The sequence below is a fragment of the Nonomuraea sp. MTCD27 genome (genome assembly GCF_041950495.1).
GTDB lineage: Bacteria > Actinomycetota > Actinomycetes > Streptosporangiales > Streptosporangiaceae > Nonomuraea.
In genome coordinates this window covers 1-14,111 of record NZ_JBGNUW010000023.1, presented here as the reverse complement: position 1 = coordinate 14,111, position 14,111 = coordinate 1, and the positions used below count along the sequence as shown (strand labels likewise).

The window sequence follows — 14,111 nt, the reverse complement described above, 5'->3', positions numbered from 1 at the left end:
CACCACGGTGAACCTCCGGTGTTCACCCTGCTGCGCTGTGCCCCGTGGCGGCGTCCAGGGCGATCGTGCCGGTCGTGCCGCGCATGCCGAACCCGTGGCGCCACCGTGCCCGCTCCTGTGGCGTGGTCAGCAGGTCGATGCGGGCGGTGGTCAGGCGCCGCCAGGTGCCGCCTGTCTCGGCGTACGAGGTGATCGTGGTGCCGCCTGACAGCACCAGGGCGAGGCGGTCGCCGGGCGCGAGCGACAGACTGGCGCTGTTGGGTTCGTGGCGGAATTCGCCGTCGACCCGCACGTCGATGCCGATCTCCTTGCGGGTGTTGTTGTACCAGGCGCCGATGTAGTTGCCGGCGTCCTTGACCCGGCCGACGAACACGCTGTCCTCCGCCTCACCGGTGCTCGCGAACGCGCCCAGGGTGATCACGCTGACTGTGTCACCGGAGGACGGTGCCCCGGGCAGGGCGAACCAGCCGAAGAACGGGCTCTGACCCTCGCCGGTGAGCCTGCCGCCATCGACCTTGACCACCGGCATCACCTCCTCGCTGTAGGGCTGGTAGCCGTCGTGGCCAGCCGCGGCGGCGTCGAAGCCGTCAGCCACGTCGACCGCCGGGTACGCCCTGCGGTCGATCACCGGCGGGGCGACGGCGGATGCGGTGGCCGCAGCCTTCTCGCCGCCGCCCTCGTTCCCGGCCAGCCAGGAGGGCACGAGCAGTACGCCCGCGGTCACGGCCAGCGCCACCAGCACGGCCCCGGCCGCGACCAGCGACCCGCGCGAGCGCCTGGGCCGCCCCTTCGCTCCGTCCAGGGCCGAGGGCGCGGTGGGCACCGCCGGCGGAGCGGACCGCGGCTTGTCCTCGAGCGTCTGCTCGGCGGCGCGGCCGGGTCGTACGGCGCCGCGGCCGTCGCCGGAGGTGAGGTCGCGCAGCAGGCGCTCGGCGGTCGGCCTGTCGGTGGCGTCCTTGGCCAGACAGGACGCCACCATCGCGCGCAGCGGCTCGGGCACCCCGGACAGGTCAGGCGGGTAGTGCAGGATGGCATGCATGATCGCCGGCACTTGGGAGCCGGTGAAGGCCCTTCGCCCGGTCGCCGCGAACACCATCGTGGCCGCCCAGGAGAACATGTCCGAGGCGAGCGTGAGCGGCTGGTCGCTGAGCTGCTCCGGCGACATGTACGCCGGAGTGCCGGCAACTTGGCTGGTGGTGGCCATGGCGTCGAGGGCGCGGGCGATGCCGAAGTCGATCACGACCGGCCCCTCGGGACCGAGGATCACGTTGCCCGGCTTGAAGTCGCGGTGCACGATCCCGGCGCGGTGGATGGAGGCGAGGGCGGTCAGCGTGCTGATCGCCAGCCGGTCCAGCCCGCCGCCGGCGCGGGGCCCGTCCCGCTTGACCAGCTCGTCGAGCGACGGGCCGGGGACGTACTCGCTGACGATGTACGGCTGCTCGCCCAGCATCCCGGTGCCGATCACCCGCGCCGTGCAGAACGGCGCGACGCTGGCGGCGACCTCCGCCTCGCGCAGGAACCGGCGCCGGACCTCCGGATCGGCGGCGAGCCGCCGGTGCAGCACCTTGACCGCCACCCGTCCCTCGTCGGGCGACTGCGCCAGGTAGACCGCCCCTTGCCCGCCTTCACCGAGGAGCCGCACGACCTGATGCTCACCGATACGTCCCGGGCCGCCCATGCCCACCACCCGAGAGTCCGTCACCGGCTCCCCCCGCCATTCGTAGCGATCTCACGCCACGCCCAGGCTATCCCGCATGGCCTACCCACCGGCCGCGAACGCGGACTCGCAGGCGACCTTCCCAGGCTGCGGCCCGGCGGCCTCAGCCGGTGTCGTGTGCCGTCCGAGCCCTCCCATGTCGGAAGACGGTCTCCGCAGGCGATGCAGCCCTGCGTCAGCCCCGTCCGAGGACGCAGAACTCGTTGCCCTCCGGGTCGGCCAGGACCTTCCACGAAACATCGCCCTGTCCGACGTCGGCGGCGGTGGCGCCCAGAGCCCGTAGCCGGGCCACCTCCGCCTCTTGACCGTCAACGGGGTCCGGCAGCAGGTCGAGATGGACGCGGTTCCACACGGTCTTCCCGCCCGGCGACGCGCGGAGGAACTCCAGATACGGCCCGGCACCCTTGGCGGAGCGCAGCCGCGCATGATCGTCGCTCACCTCGTGCACGGTCAGGTCCCCCGCCTCGCCCCAGAACCGGGCCATGGCCCGCGGATCCGCGCAGTCGACCACCATCGCGGCGATCGGCCCGGTATCCCGGTAGATCTCCCGAGGCTCCAGCACGCAGAACACGTTGCCCTCCGGGTCGGCCAGAACCGTCCACGGGACGTCGCCCTGCCCCACATCGGCGGGCGTCGCACCGAGCTCCTTCAGGCGCGCGACCAACTCCGCCTGGTGGGCCGCAGAGGTGGTGGCGAGATCGAGGTGCACGCGGTACTTCACCGTTTCGGGGTCAGGGACGGTGACGAAATCGAGGTAGAAGCCGGCGGGGTCCGGCCAGACGAAGCCCTCGGGTTCGAGGTTGGTCACGCCGGGGGCCTCGCTGGAAACACCCCAGCCGAGCGCCTCCGCCCAGAACCGACCGAGCGCCGAGTCGTCCCGGGCCTTGAAATTCACCTGTACCAGTCGCAGCGCCATGCCGCCGATCATATGCCCAGGTAGACGAGCGTTATGAGCCCCGCTAGCAGGCGCTACGCCACTTCCGTCCGTACGGTGTGCCTCCTCTCCGGGCACTGGAGGGCAGGCCACACCGCCGGCCCCTGCGGGCCGAAGACGGCACTGGCCGGGTTGCCGCCGCCCTCAGGCGATACGCCCGGAACCGTCCATGGGCGTCCCCCGGCTATCGATCATGAGCTGGAGGGATGCGAATCCACGAGCCACAGTCAGGCGAAGCCGACGGGGAGGGACCAGGCGGTCCCGTGCGTCGGCGAGATCGGGTGTCACGGCCTTCAGCGTGGTGCGGTCTCGGCTCCTTGCGTCGCTCCGTTTTCGAGGTACTGGCCGACACGGAACTATGGGTGCGGCTCACATTGACCGGCGCCTCCAGATCGGGCGAACTTGACTCATCTCAGCTTCGTGGGAGGTCTGATGGGACGACGTTCGTGGATACGAATAGCCGCGGCCCTCGTATTAGCAGCCGGTGCGCTGCTCACGACACCGGCCGCGGCGACCGCGACGGGGTCGGTGACGCTGGAGGCCGCCTACACCTCGGGCCTGGAGAACGGCTGGGCGCTCGTCGAGCGCTACAAGGACAACTCCACCGGGTTCCTGGCCGAGACCTACCCGCCCGACGGTCGCGGCGATCAGACGGGACAGACCAGGCGCCTGTTCGGTGACGTCGCCCGCCCGCACTCCTCGCGGTTCCTGCTGTACCACGCGCCGGGCTGGCAGACGGGCACCAAGAACACTCCCGTGCTGCTGGTGCACGGCGCCAACCAAACCGCCGATCTGGCCTGGGCCAACCCCAACGCCAGCGGCTCGTACGGCTGCGGCCAGGCCAGTTGCCCCACCACCGGACTCATGCAGCACCTCAGCGGCCGGGGCTACAAGGTCTTCGCGATCGGCTTCCCGCATATCACCGGGGACGGCCACTACTGGGCTGAGCAGATCCACGACGCCGTCGCCAGGATCCGGGCGAAGACCGGTGCCGCGCAGGTGGACGTGATCGGCTGGTCGAAGGGCGCGTTCAACGCGCGCATGTACGTCTCGTCGATGCGCAAGTCCTGGGGCACGGCCTACGCGGGCGACGTCCGGAAGCTGATCCTCGTCGGCGGGCCGAACAAGGGCTTCGACTGGGGTTACCGGCACGGCTGGACCCACGATTTCGCGATATTTCCGGAATGCGGGGGTTCGCTGAACGCGCCCGCGCCCCACACCCAGATGGTCTGTTACGGCCTGTGGCGCAACCACCCCGAGCTGAGCTACGAGGGCGCCGCCTACCCGGGCTCCGACGACATGCTCTACCGATGGGACAACGTCTACCCCCTGTCCACCGCCGAGCAGGACTGGTACACCACCTATTACGGCGGCACCGGCTTCTACACCTCCGGCCGCGGCATCCAGTGGGCCATCGACAGAGGCTCGCTCGTGCAGTCCCTCATCAACGCGGGGACGCCTGCGAGCGTTCCGGTCTACCAGCTGTGCGGCAACATGCCGGACATGGCCCTGCTGCACAACGAGCACACAGGACCGTCCGACGGGGCCGTCTTCGTGGCGAGTTGCACCGCGCCCGACGGCCTCGCGAACCGGGCCGCCACGGTGACGCTCCCGCTCAACCACCTCAAGCTCGGCTGGTCGGCGACCGCCATGTCCCAGATCACGACCTGGCTCGGCTGACCGTCTCGCATGTCCCCCTTGTCGCCGCCCTGGTTCCGGATTCCGGGCCGATCTGCCCCGTAGGAGCCAGGGTGGCGCTCCCGGGGCTTCCGTTCCGTGTCCGCATCCGGACAGCGGTACGCGACCACCTGATCCGGTGCTCCCACGTCCAACTCCTGTCACGTTCCATTTCTTGATGCTCAGGAGTCCGGATGCTTCGTCGTCTCGTTCCCGCCACCGCCGTCGGGACAGCCCTGCTCGCCTCGACGCTCGTCGCCGCGCCGGCCGAGGCCGCGAACCCCGCGGTCATGTTCACGAAGGCGTACTTCGACTCTCCCGGCAGCGACAGGGGCGGCAACACCAGCCTGAACGGCGAGTACGTGGTCCTCAAGAACACCACTCGCAAGGCGATCCAGATGGAGCGCTGGGTCCTGCGCGACGAGACGGGATACAGGTTCAGGTTCCCGCGCTTCACGTTGAAGCCGGGCAAGAGCGTCACCGTCCGCTCGGGCCAGGGCCAGGACTCCTCGACCACCCTGTACTGGCAGCGCAAGTGGTACGTGTGGAACAACGACGGGGACGCGGCGGGCATCTACCGGGGCAGCGACCTCAAGAAGATCGACACCTGCTCGTGGGGGAGCGCGGGCGACTGGAAGAACTGCGCGTAGGGACACCCGGCAGAGATTCCCTTCAGCCCTGGGGACGGCCTCGTCGCCGCGGATCACGCCGCCCGCCTAACGCGGCTCAGGCGTCGTCCGCGTCGTTCCCCTCAGTACAAACTAGGCCGCGGGCCCTGGCTGCCCGGTGCGCTGGAGCAGGACGAGCCGGTTGCCGTCGGGGTCGCGCAGCACGGCTTCGATGCCGTACGGCCGCGTCTCCGGCTCCTGGTCGAACACCACGCCGCAGGTGGTCGCTCCCTTGGGCGCGACCTCGACCCAGTGCATGCCCGGTGTCGAGCTGTCGTCACGGATCACAGCGAGGCCGAGCGCGTCGACGTAGAAGTCCCGCGACCGGACCGCATCGGACACGGGGACGGACACTACTGCGATCTGTTGTACGGGCATCTTGGCCTCCCGGGGCACGCACGCTGGTGCCGACAACGATGGCCGGCCCCGGTACACACCCGGTCAACGTGTGGCTACCGGCCCCAGCCGGTCGGTGGCTGCAGTGCCTCGCCGAAAACGGGGTTGTAGTACTCGCGCAGTTCCTCGCACAGCCCGTCCTCGGTGAACCGGAGGATCAGGCAGCCGGGCAGGGTGACCCGGTCGCCGGTCGCGTCGGGCTGCCAGTCGGCATCGCGCATGACCGCCCACCACTCCACCGCAACCCGGCGGCCGTTGATCACCGGCCGCCCGAACCTCAGGTCCACCTCCTGCTGCGTCGCCGTAGCCCGGCGCCAGTACGCGGCGATGGCGTCGCTGCCGACATGCGCCGGCGCGGTCGGCGACGACAGGTAGACGCCGTCCTCGGTGAACAGTCCGGCGGCGGCGTACGCGTCCTTGTCCCGCCAGGCCTGGCCGTATCGGGTCAGCCATTGATCGATGTTCATCTGCCTCTCCACAGTGGTCAGGGGCGAAGGGTGAGCCGGAACACGGAGCCGTCGCCTGATGGGCCTGGTGAGGTCACGGTGACGGTGCCGCCGTGGGCCTGGGCGATCTGGCCGGCGATCGGCAGGCCGAGCCCGGCGCCGGGTCCGCTGTCCCCACCGCGCCAGAAGCGTTCGAGGATGCGTTCCTGCTGGTCGGGTGGGATGCCGGGGCCGTGGTCGGTGACGACGACGGCGACCTGCGCCGGTGTCGTCTCGATGTGGACGCCGACGGTCGAACCCGCCGGCGCGTACCGGATGGCGTTGTCGACGAGGTTGGAGATCGCGCGCCGTACCGTGGGCTCGTCCACCCGGCACACGGCGGATGGCGGCCCGGTGACGGACAGGGTGACCTGCCGCACCGCGGCCAGGACGGCGGCGTCGCCGGCGATCTCGCGAAGGGTGACCATCAGGTCGGTGGGCCGGCGGCTGATGGTGCGGGCCCGGCCGCGCGCATCGACGAGAAGCTCCTCGATCGTTCGCTGGAGTCGATCGGCGGCCTTCCGTGAGCGTTCCAGGGCTTGCCGGTAGATGTCGGCGGTGGGGGCGGGGTGAGCGAGGATGACCTCCGCGTTCGTCATCAGCACTGACAGCGGCAGGCGTAACTCGTGGCTGGCCTCCTCGATGAGTCGGCGCTGCGTCTCCGCGGCCGCCTCCAGCCGGTCGAGCATGGCGTCGAAGCTGGCGGCCAGGGCGGTGACCTCGATCGGGCCGTTGTCGAGGCCGGTGCGGCGGCTGAGGTCCGTGGCCTCGATGTCCTCGGCGACCGCGCGCACCTGGTGGAGCGGCCGCACCGCGCGGCCGGCCCACCACCAGGCCAGCGCGGCGGCGACCGGGCCCAGGGCGATGAGGGTCCCGAAAGCCCATCCGGACAGGTGCCGGGTCGTCGTCTCGGTGTCCGTCGCGCCGGCCCGTACGGTGGACACGGTCTCGGTGTCCGTGGCGAGGATGACGCCGAACAACAGCAGCGCCGGCACGTAGATGGCGAGGAAGCCGAGAGCCGCCAGGCGGATCCGCAGCGACCGCCAGCGCTGGTTCATGGCCGAGCCCTGAGTCGGTAGCCGACGTTGGCGATGGTGTCGATCAGCGCGGGGTCGCCGAGCTTCTTGCGCAGGCGGCTGAGGATGACCCGTACGGAGGAGGTGAACGGGTTGGCGTTGGCGTCCCACACGTGTTCGAGCAGGTGCTCGGCGGAGAGGACCTCGCCGGGGTGGTGCATGAAGTACCTCAGGAGCGCGTACTCGCGCGCGGTCAGGTCCAACGGGGCGCCGGACCGCCACGCGCGGTGCGCGGCGAGGTCGAGCAGCAGGTCGCCGACCGCCAACGTGGTGCCGTGCTCGTCGGCGCGACGTTCGAGAGCGCGAAGGCGGGCGGTGAGTTCGGCGAAGTGGAACGGTTTGACCAGATAGTCGTCCGCGCCGGCGTCGAGGCCGGCGACCCGGTCGGCGACCGCGTCGCGTGCGGTCACCACCAGCAGTCGCCGGGGGCGGTGCAGGTCGGGATCGTGGCCGAGGCGACGGACGAGGTCCATCCCGTCCCCGTCGGGCAGGCCGAGGTCGAGGCACGCGACGTCGTACACGGTCGTCCGAAGGTGTTCCTCGGCGTCGTCGCCGGTGGCGGCGACGTCCACCGCGTACGACTCGTTCCGCAGGCCAAGAGCGACGACCTGCGCCAGATCGGGATCGTCTTCCACCAGGAGGATGCGCACGCCGCCGCCCGCCGATGCCGTCAGCCGGCCCGCGTGGCGGCGGTCGATCCGGCGGGTCCGGTCACGGTCATGCGGCCGTCGGCGAAGGCCACGGTCACGTCCGGGCGGACCCCGCTGGGGTCGTCCGGGTGGTACCGGTCGTCGCCGGACGGGAGGAAGTGCAAGGTCGCTGCCCCCTTCGTGGGTATCTCTGCCGCTTTGACGCCGCCTGCCGCATTGAGCGAGAACCAGCCCGGAATCAACTTACTGCCGCTGGCGATGGTGACGTAGGTACGCATCTCGTCGCCGTGCGCGATGGTGCCGGTAAGGGTGATGTCGCCCATGGGGCCGTACTGGCGCTCGAAAGCGGCGCGTTCCTTGCGGCCTTCCTGGGTCTTCCCGGCGAGCAGCGCGGCCACCTGCTCCTCGTGTTTGCGCAGGTCACTGGGGGAGATGCCGGCCGGTGGCGGGAACAGCGCGGTCACCGCGTCGGCGCCGGTCGCGGTGACGGCCAGGTGGTCGTCGCGGACGGCGACTTCGAACGACCCGCCGGTTCCCAGCTCGTACGTGCCGGCCGCCGCCGCCAGGTCACCCCTGCCGGCCTCGACCGTGGGTACGGGCAGCGGCTTTCCGAGGGCCAGTGCCGGGCCGACCGTCTCGAGCAGCTTCTCGGCGGAGATCTTCGGCTTGTTGGCGGCCATCGCGATGACCATTTGGTCTTCCGGCACCCACACCAGGACCGCGTTGTGGCCGATGTCACCTCCGCCGCCGGCGGTGGCCAGGAACGGTTTGCCGTACACCGACGCGTCGTACGCGACCCAGCCCCACGCTTCGGCGCGGCCCTCGCTGATCTCCCGCCCGGGGGTGGCGATCGCCCTGGCAGACTGCGGGGACACCACCTTTCCGGTGAACAGCGCGCGCGTCCAGGTCACCAGGTCTTTCATGGTCATGGCCAGGCCGCCGTTGCCCTCGACGGCCCAGAAGGGCCCCGCGAAATCGCCGGACTCGCCGGCCTCGCCGCTTTCGAGGTAGCCGAGCGCGCGCGGTGCCGGAGCAGCCGGCTTGCCGTTCCAGTAGCCACCGGCGACCCGGCCATCGGGCAGCGGGAGGATGTGCGAGGCCAGGTAGTCCCGGTAGCTCGAACCCGACACCTTGTCGATGATCAGTGCCAACAGCGTATAGCCGGCGTTCGAGTACAGGTAGCGGGAACCGGGCCTGGCGGCGAGTTCCAGCCCGTCGATCGCCTTCAGGGCGGCTTCCCGGCCCATCGGCTCGGTGTCATTCGCGTGGGTGCCGTTCAGGCCGCTCGTATGCAGCAGCAGCTGCTCGACGGTGGCGTTCGCGACGGGGCCGTCGAGCTCCGGCAGGAGCTTGCCCGCGCGGTCGTCCAGGGCCAGCTTCCCGTCGTCGACCAGGTGGAAGACCGCGGCCGCGGTGAACGCCTTGGTGATCGAACCGATGCTGAACACCGTGTCGACCGTGTTGGGTGTGGCCGTGGCGTCGTTCGCCGATCCGTACGCGGCCAGGCAGTCGAATCCATCGCCGGTCGAGATGGCGACGGAACCACTGAACCCGGCCTTCGCCCAGGAGTTGAACGCCGCGTCCATTTCCCGTGCGCACAACGGGGGCGGGCCGGCGGAAATAGATTGACTTTCCGGCCCAGGATAATCCTCGGTGCATGCGGCACTACTGAGGAGCATGCCTACGGCCAGAACGGCGACAAGCTTCTTCATGGGGGCAAATTTAGAAGCACGGTTGTGAACGAGATGTAAACGAGCCCCGCACCCCGCGGAATGGCTTCCGACCTGGGGGTTGCCAATATGCCGAAGATGCGGCAGCCTCTCTGGACAGCGCTGCCGGATGATTGTGATGAGGGAGGTGGCGATGCGGTTCCACGTACTCGGGCCGTTGTCCGTGACGGCCTGCACGGGCGAGGAAATCGTTGTCGGTCGCGCCAAACGGCGCCTCCTGCTCGCAATATTATTGATCAGCGCCAATAAGACCGTGTCACGGGACGCGCTTGTCGACGCATTGTAGCCGGACCGGCCGATACATTCGGCGAAGGCCGATCTCAAGACCCATGTGTGGGCTTTGCGCCGATTGTTGTCGCCGGCGGATCACGCGCGGGCGCCCATCGTGACGCTGCCGACACGCCCCGGTGTCCCGTCGGCAGCAGCCGGAACCGGTCGTCGAGCCTGGCGAGCAGGCCGTGCGTCCCCAGCGTGCGCACGCGGGTGGCGGCCAGTTCCAGCGCCAGTGGGATGTCGTCGAGCCTGCGGCACAGCACCGCGACGGCCTCCGCGTTGTCCGGGGTGAGGGCGAAACCGTGCGCCGCGGCGGAGGCACGCGCCACGAACAGCCGTACCGCGCTGAAGCGCTCCAGCGTCGCGGGGTCGGCGTCGCCGAGGCCGGGCACCTCCAGCGGCGGCACGGGCCACACCACCTCGCCCGCCAGGCCGAGCGGCTCCCGGCTGGTGGCGAGAACGCGCAGCCCTGGCACGGCGCGCAGCAGGAGGCCGACGAGCTCCGCGACCGGCTCGATCACGTGCTCGCAGTTGTCCAGCACCAGCAGCAGCCGCCGGGCGCGCAGGGCGCGGACGAGCCGGTCGGTCGGCGCGTCCTGGGGCCGGGCGCCGCCGTCGTGGATGTCGAGGACCGCCATCAGCAGGTCGGTGAGCGATTCCCGCTTCCTCGGCATGTCTGGCCGCAACGCGCCCAGCTCGACAAGCCAGGCACCGTCGGTCATGGTCTCGGCCATCGGGGCGGCGACGTCCATGGAGAGCCGGGTCTTGCCCACCCTGCCCGAGCCGGTGAGCGTCACCAGCCGATGGTGTTCCAGCAGCGCGCGCACCTCGGCGACCGCGCCGTCGCGGCCGATCAGGTCGGTGAGGACGTTGGGCAGGTTGGTCGCCGGGGCCGGCGCGCGCGGCGCGTTGAGCCCCGGATCGTGGGCCAGGATCGACAGGTGCAGCCCGGTCAGGGTAGGCCCCGGTCCAGGCCGAGCTCCTCGGCCAGGTGGGCACGGGACTCCTCGTAGCTGCTCAAGGCCTCGCCCTGCCGCCCGTCCCGGTAGAGGGCGAGCATGTGCAGCGCGCGTGGCCGCGCACATCTTGTCCCAGTCGGTCAGGTCCTCGGGCGTCGTGCCCCGGGGCAGGCCCGGCACGCCGACCGAGTGGTTGAGCACGTGGCCCAAGGTGGCGCGGCCCTTGCCGTACGCGCCGAATTCCGGCCAGATCTCGGCCACGGAAGTGTCGTACGCGAGATCGCCCCGTTCCACGAGCACGTGCACGACGGTGGAGGCCACCCCCTTGCCGGTCGAGGTGACCTGGAACGGCGTGTCCGAGGTGACCGGCCGCCCGGTCACCGGGTCGGTTCCGTGACGACCACGGCCTGCTGGAGGGGGTGGGAAAGACCACCAGGCACGTCAAGCTCAAAAGCCCGGACACGGTGAACCGCGACGCCCTGCGCGACTACATCCGGCAGGCCGTCGCGCTCGACCAGCAGTAGCCGCCTGGTGTGCTGGGAGGGGACCCGTTCTTATTCAGGGCATGTGTCGGACGTGGCCGGCTGGGCCTTTCGTGGCGACCGCTGCTCTTGCCGAGTACTTCGCATCATGGGAGAGCAAGATGACTCACAACTATCTTCGCGCGATCTTCAGGTGCGGCATGATGGAAGAATGGCAGGACGCGTTGCGAAATGGACCGGTGGCGCCTTGTTCGCAGTGGCCGCAGTAGGAATGGGCGCGTACTTTCTCCACGTCGGATTGGCGAAGGCCGATCAGACAGCCAGCGTGGTCGGCGCGTTCGTGGGAGTGGCGGGTCTGGCTCTTGCGCTATACGACACGCTGACCACTCGCCGCGCGAACGCGGCAGCGCCGATCCCTGGGACGTGCGCCGGTCCCGATAATCCGGCAGCGGTGCACAACGAGATCAGCGGGGGTGTCTTCGACGGCCCCGTCGTGCAGAGTCGTGATGTTCACCAGATCAATCTCGGGCTTTCCGCGTCACCGTCCCAATCACGACCCGCCGGATGAGGTGACGGCCGCCGAAATGCACAACCAGATCAGTGGCGGAATCTTCTTCTCGGCAGTGATCCAAGGACGTGACATCACCGTACAACTGCCGCCACAGGTGACTCCGGCGCTGTTCGGCCTCCCCGCGGGCTCACCGGCGTTCACCGGCCGCGCCGACTCCCTGCGTGATCTGCTGACGGCCCTGGAGCCCGGCCCATCAATCGGCGGGGCGTCGGCTGTGGTGGTGACGGCGGTCGGCGGTATGGGTGGGGTCGGTAAGACCGAGCTGGCGATCCAGGCGGCCCGAGCGGTGCTGGCACGAGGCTGGTTTCCCGGCGGCGTGCTGTTCGTCGATCTCTTCGGCTATGACCCCGGCCGGCGCCTCGACCCCGGCCATGCTCTGGATGGGCTGTTGCGTGCCCTAGGCATCCCGGGTGAACACATACCATTCGAGACGCAGGATCGAGCACGGCTGTACGCCTCAGTGCTGTCCGCCTATGCCCGGGCCGAACGGCCGATTCTGGTGGTGGTCGACAACGCCGCCGACCTCGAACAGGTACGACCGCTGCTGCCGGGCGACTCCGGCTGCCGGGCCATCGTGACCTCTCGCCACACCATGGGCATGTTGGACGCCCGCCTGCTGGATCTGAACGTCCTGACACCTCAGGAGGCGATCTCTCTTCTCGGACGGGCGATAGACCTCGCCCATCCCGGCGATCGGCGCGTCATCGAGCACGAGACCGACGCCGCGGAGGTAGCCCGGCTGTGCGGGTGCCTGCCGCTCGCGCTGCGGATCGCGGCCGCCCTGCTCGCCGACGATCCACACCGGCCGCTGAGGGATATGGCGGCCGACCTGGCCGCCGCAGGGTCGCGGCTGACAGAGCTGCGGTACGGGGATGCGACGGTTCGCGCCACATTTGAGCTGTCATACCGGCATCTCGCTCCTGAGCAGGCACGGCTGTTCCGTCTGATGGCCGTCAACCCGGGCCGAGACATCTCCACCGCCGCCACGGCCGCACTCGTCGAGCAGGATCTGCCTGACGTCCGGCGGCAACTGGAAGCCCTGGCCAGGGCACATCTGATCGAGCACGGCATGAGCTACGGCCGCTGGCGGATGCACGACCTCGTCCGTCTGTTCGCCGACCAGCAGGGCCACATCCTTGCCGAGTCCGACGGCCGGCTACGGGCGTTCACCGTACTGCTGGACTACTACCTGGACACCGCGACCGCCGCGGCCAACCATCTGTCGCCTGCCCGCCTCGATGGCGGCTTCGACAGCCCGGAGCAGGCACTTCCGTGGCTGGATGCAGAATTTCCCAATCTGGTGGCGGCCGTGGAGGCCGCCGCCGCTGATGGCGATGTTCTCCATGTCGGCAAAGCGTGCGCTCTGGCCTTGGCTCTGGCCCCGTATCTGGAATTGCGCCGATCGTTCGCTGAGTCCGTCATCCTTGCCGACCATGCCGTACACGCAGCCCGGGCCCTTGGCTACCGCGAAAGCGAAGGTAGCGCGCTGAGTCAGCTCGGAGCGGCTCTTGGCCGTATGACGCGTTTTGACGAAGCCCTCGCCGCCCATGACAAGGCCATCGCCCTCCTCCATGCCGTTGGCGACCGGCACGGCGAAGCAACGGCGCTGGGCAATCGCGCATCCACCCTGTACCTGATGGGCCTCTCCGACGAGGCGATCGCCGCGTACGCCGACGTCGCAGCCATTTTCCATGACCTCGGCGACCGCCACGGCGAAGCAACAGCCCTGGACAATCTAGGCAACTCCCTGCGTGAGGCACGGCGTTTCGACGAGGCGATCATCGCCCACAAAGCTGCCCTCGCCATTTTCCGCGAAACTGGTGATCGCTATCGTGAAGGCATCGCATTGAGCGGCCAGGGATCAGCACTGCAAGAGGCGGGACGTGTCGACGAAGGCATAACCGTTTACGAAGAGGCCGTCGCGATCTACCGCGAGACCGGCAGCCGTCATGACGAAGGCGCAGGCTTGGCCAGCCTTGGGTCCGCACTGTATGAGGTACGGAAGTTGGGCAAGGCCATCGCCGCTTGCGAAGCCGCCGCCGCCATCTTCCGCGAAACTGGCGACCGTCTTGAAGAAGGGAGGGCATTGGCTATTCTTGGCTCTGCTCTCGCCGAGGTACGGCGTTTCGAAGAAGCCATCACAGCCCACCGGGAAGCCGTCGCCATCTTCCAGGAGGTCGGTGACCCCTACGACGAGGCCATGGCGCTGACACAGCTCGGAGCGGCCCAGTACCGGATGCGACGCTTCGACGATGCGATCTCTGCCTGTAGCGACGCCTACGCCGTCTTCCGAAAGTTGGACAACCACGACGGTATAGGATCGCCGATGTTGATCATCTTGGCTATCCGCGTCCGTCGGCTGCTGATGTGGAGCGCCATCGCCGTTGGCACGGGCCTTGCTGCGGGATGGTCGCTCAATTGGCAGGCAGGCGTCGCGGCGGCCCGGGCGACGGCGGCCCCCCCGACCCTCCGGCGGACCGTATTTAGGCGAGG

At 69.5% G+C, this 14,111-nt stretch carries 11 protein-coding genes and 1 pseudogene; 3 read left to right on the top strand and 9 right to left on the bottom strand.

Annotated elements, in window-relative coordinates; translation table 11 throughout:
- Window positions 1–22 precede the first annotated feature (22 nt).
- Window positions 23–1,702: a serine/threonine-protein kinase gene (locus tag ACBJ59_RS48135; RefSeq protein ID WP_375116738.1), complete on the bottom strand. Its 1,680-nt coding sequence runs from the start codon at window positions 1,700–1,702 to the stop codon at window positions 23–25.
- Between the two features lie 190 nt (window positions 1,703–1,892).
- Window positions 1,893–2,633 carry a VOC family protein gene (locus ACBJ59_RS48130; RefSeq protein WP_375116737.1) on the bottom strand — a complete coding sequence of 247 codons (741 nt, stop codon included), beginning with the start codon at window positions 2,631–2,633 and terminating at the stop codon, window positions 1,893–1,895.
- A 450-nt stretch (window positions 2,634–3,083) separates the two neighbouring features.
- On the opposite strand from ACBJ59_RS48130, the gene ACBJ59_RS48125 reads away from it, so the two are divergent.
- Window positions 3,084–4,331, top strand: a complete 1,248-nt coding sequence (locus ACBJ59_RS48125; RefSeq protein ID WP_375116736.1) for an esterase/lipase family protein — start codon at window positions 3,084–3,086, stop codon at window positions 4,329–4,331.
- Between the two features lie 191 nt (window positions 4,332–4,522).
- Window positions 4,523–4,978 carry a lamin tail domain-containing protein gene (locus ACBJ59_RS48120; protein ID WP_375116735.1) on the top strand — a complete coding sequence of 152 codons (456 nt, stop codon included), beginning with the start codon at window positions 4,523–4,525 and terminating at the stop codon, window positions 4,976–4,978.
- Between the two features lie 111 nt (window positions 4,979–5,089).
- On the opposite strand, the gene ACBJ59_RS48115 is transcribed toward ACBJ59_RS48120, so the two are convergent.
- From ACBJ59_RS48115 to ACBJ59_RS48085, 7 genes and pseudogenes are all read right to left on the bottom strand, one after another.
- Window positions 5,090–5,338 carry a hypothetical protein gene (locus ACBJ59_RS48115; protein WP_375116734.1) on the bottom strand — a complete coding sequence of 83 codons (249 nt, stop codon included), beginning with the start codon at window positions 5,336–5,338 and terminating at the stop codon, window positions 5,090–5,092.
- Between the two features lie 110 nt (window positions 5,339–5,448).
- The gene (locus tag ACBJ59_RS48110; RefSeq protein ID WP_375116733.1) at window positions 5,449–5,859 is read right to left on the bottom strand and encodes a nuclear transport factor 2 family protein; all 411 of its coding nucleotides are present in this window, start codon (window positions 5,857–5,859) and stop codon (window positions 5,449–5,451) included.
- 17 nt (window positions 5,860–5,876) lie between these two features.
- Window positions 5,877–6,935, bottom strand: a complete 1,059-nt coding sequence (locus tag ACBJ59_RS48105) for an ATP-binding protein (RefSeq protein ID WP_375116732.1) — start codon at window positions 6,933–6,935, stop codon at window positions 5,877–5,879.
- The gene (locus ACBJ59_RS48100) at window positions 6,932–7,603 is read right to left on the bottom strand and encodes a response regulator transcription factor (protein WP_375116731.1); all 672 of its coding nucleotides are present in this window, start codon (window positions 7,601–7,603) and stop codon (window positions 6,932–6,934) included. The genes ACBJ59_RS48105 and ACBJ59_RS48100 overlap by 4 nt, the downstream gene beginning before the upstream one ends.
- Window positions 7,604–7,623: 20 nt before the next feature.
- Window positions 7,624–9,540, bottom strand: a complete 1,917-nt coding sequence (locus ACBJ59_RS48095; protein ID WP_375116730.1) for a serine hydrolase domain-containing protein — start codon at window positions 9,538–9,540, stop codon at window positions 7,624–7,626.
- A gap of 1,018 nt (window positions 9,541–10,558) precedes the next feature.
- A complete protein-coding gene (locus ACBJ59_RS48090) occupies window positions 10,559–10,666 on the bottom strand; it encodes a BTAD domain-containing putative transcriptional regulator (protein ID WP_375116896.1) in 108 nt (35 codons plus the stop codon).
- Between the two features lie 34 nt (window positions 10,667–10,700).
- Window positions 10,701–10,946, bottom strand: a pseudogene (locus ACBJ59_RS48085) (serine hydrolase domain-containing protein); the annotation flags it as partial.
- 607 nt (window positions 10,947–11,553) lie between these two features.
- Between ACBJ59_RS48085 and ACBJ59_RS48080 the strand changes: the two are divergent.
- Window positions 11,554–14,111 (top strand): tetratricopeptide repeat protein (locus tag ACBJ59_RS48080; RefSeq protein WP_375116729.1); only part of this gene is annotated, 2,558 nt, incomplete at its 3' end.

What these genes read in the sequence shown, in the direction of transcription:
- ACBJ59_RS48130 (WP_375116737.1), bottom strand. Translation starts at nt 2,633, where the DNA reads ATGGCGCTGCGACTGGTACAGGTGAATTTCAAGGCCCGGGACGACTCG.
- ACBJ59_RS48125 (WP_375116736.1), top strand. Translation starts at nt 3,084, where the DNA reads ATGGGACGACGTTCGTGGATACGAATAGCCGCGGCCCTCGTATTAGCA.
- ACBJ59_RS48120 (WP_375116735.1), top strand. Translation starts at nt 4,523, where the DNA reads ATGCTTCGTCGTCTCGTTCCCGCCACCGCCGTCGGGACAGCCCTGCTC.
- ACBJ59_RS48110 (WP_375116733.1), bottom strand. Translation starts at nt 5,859, where the DNA reads ATGAACATCGATCAATGGCTGACCCGATACGGCCAGGCCTGGCGGGAC.
- ACBJ59_RS48105 (WP_375116732.1), bottom strand. Translation starts at nt 6,935, where the DNA reads ATGAACCAGCGCTGGCGGTCGCTGCGGATCCGCCTGGCGGCTCTCGGC.
- ACBJ59_RS48090 (WP_375116896.1), bottom strand. Translation starts at nt 10,666, where the DNA reads ATGCTCGCCCTCTACCGGGACGGGCGGCAGGGCGAGGCCTTGAGCAGC.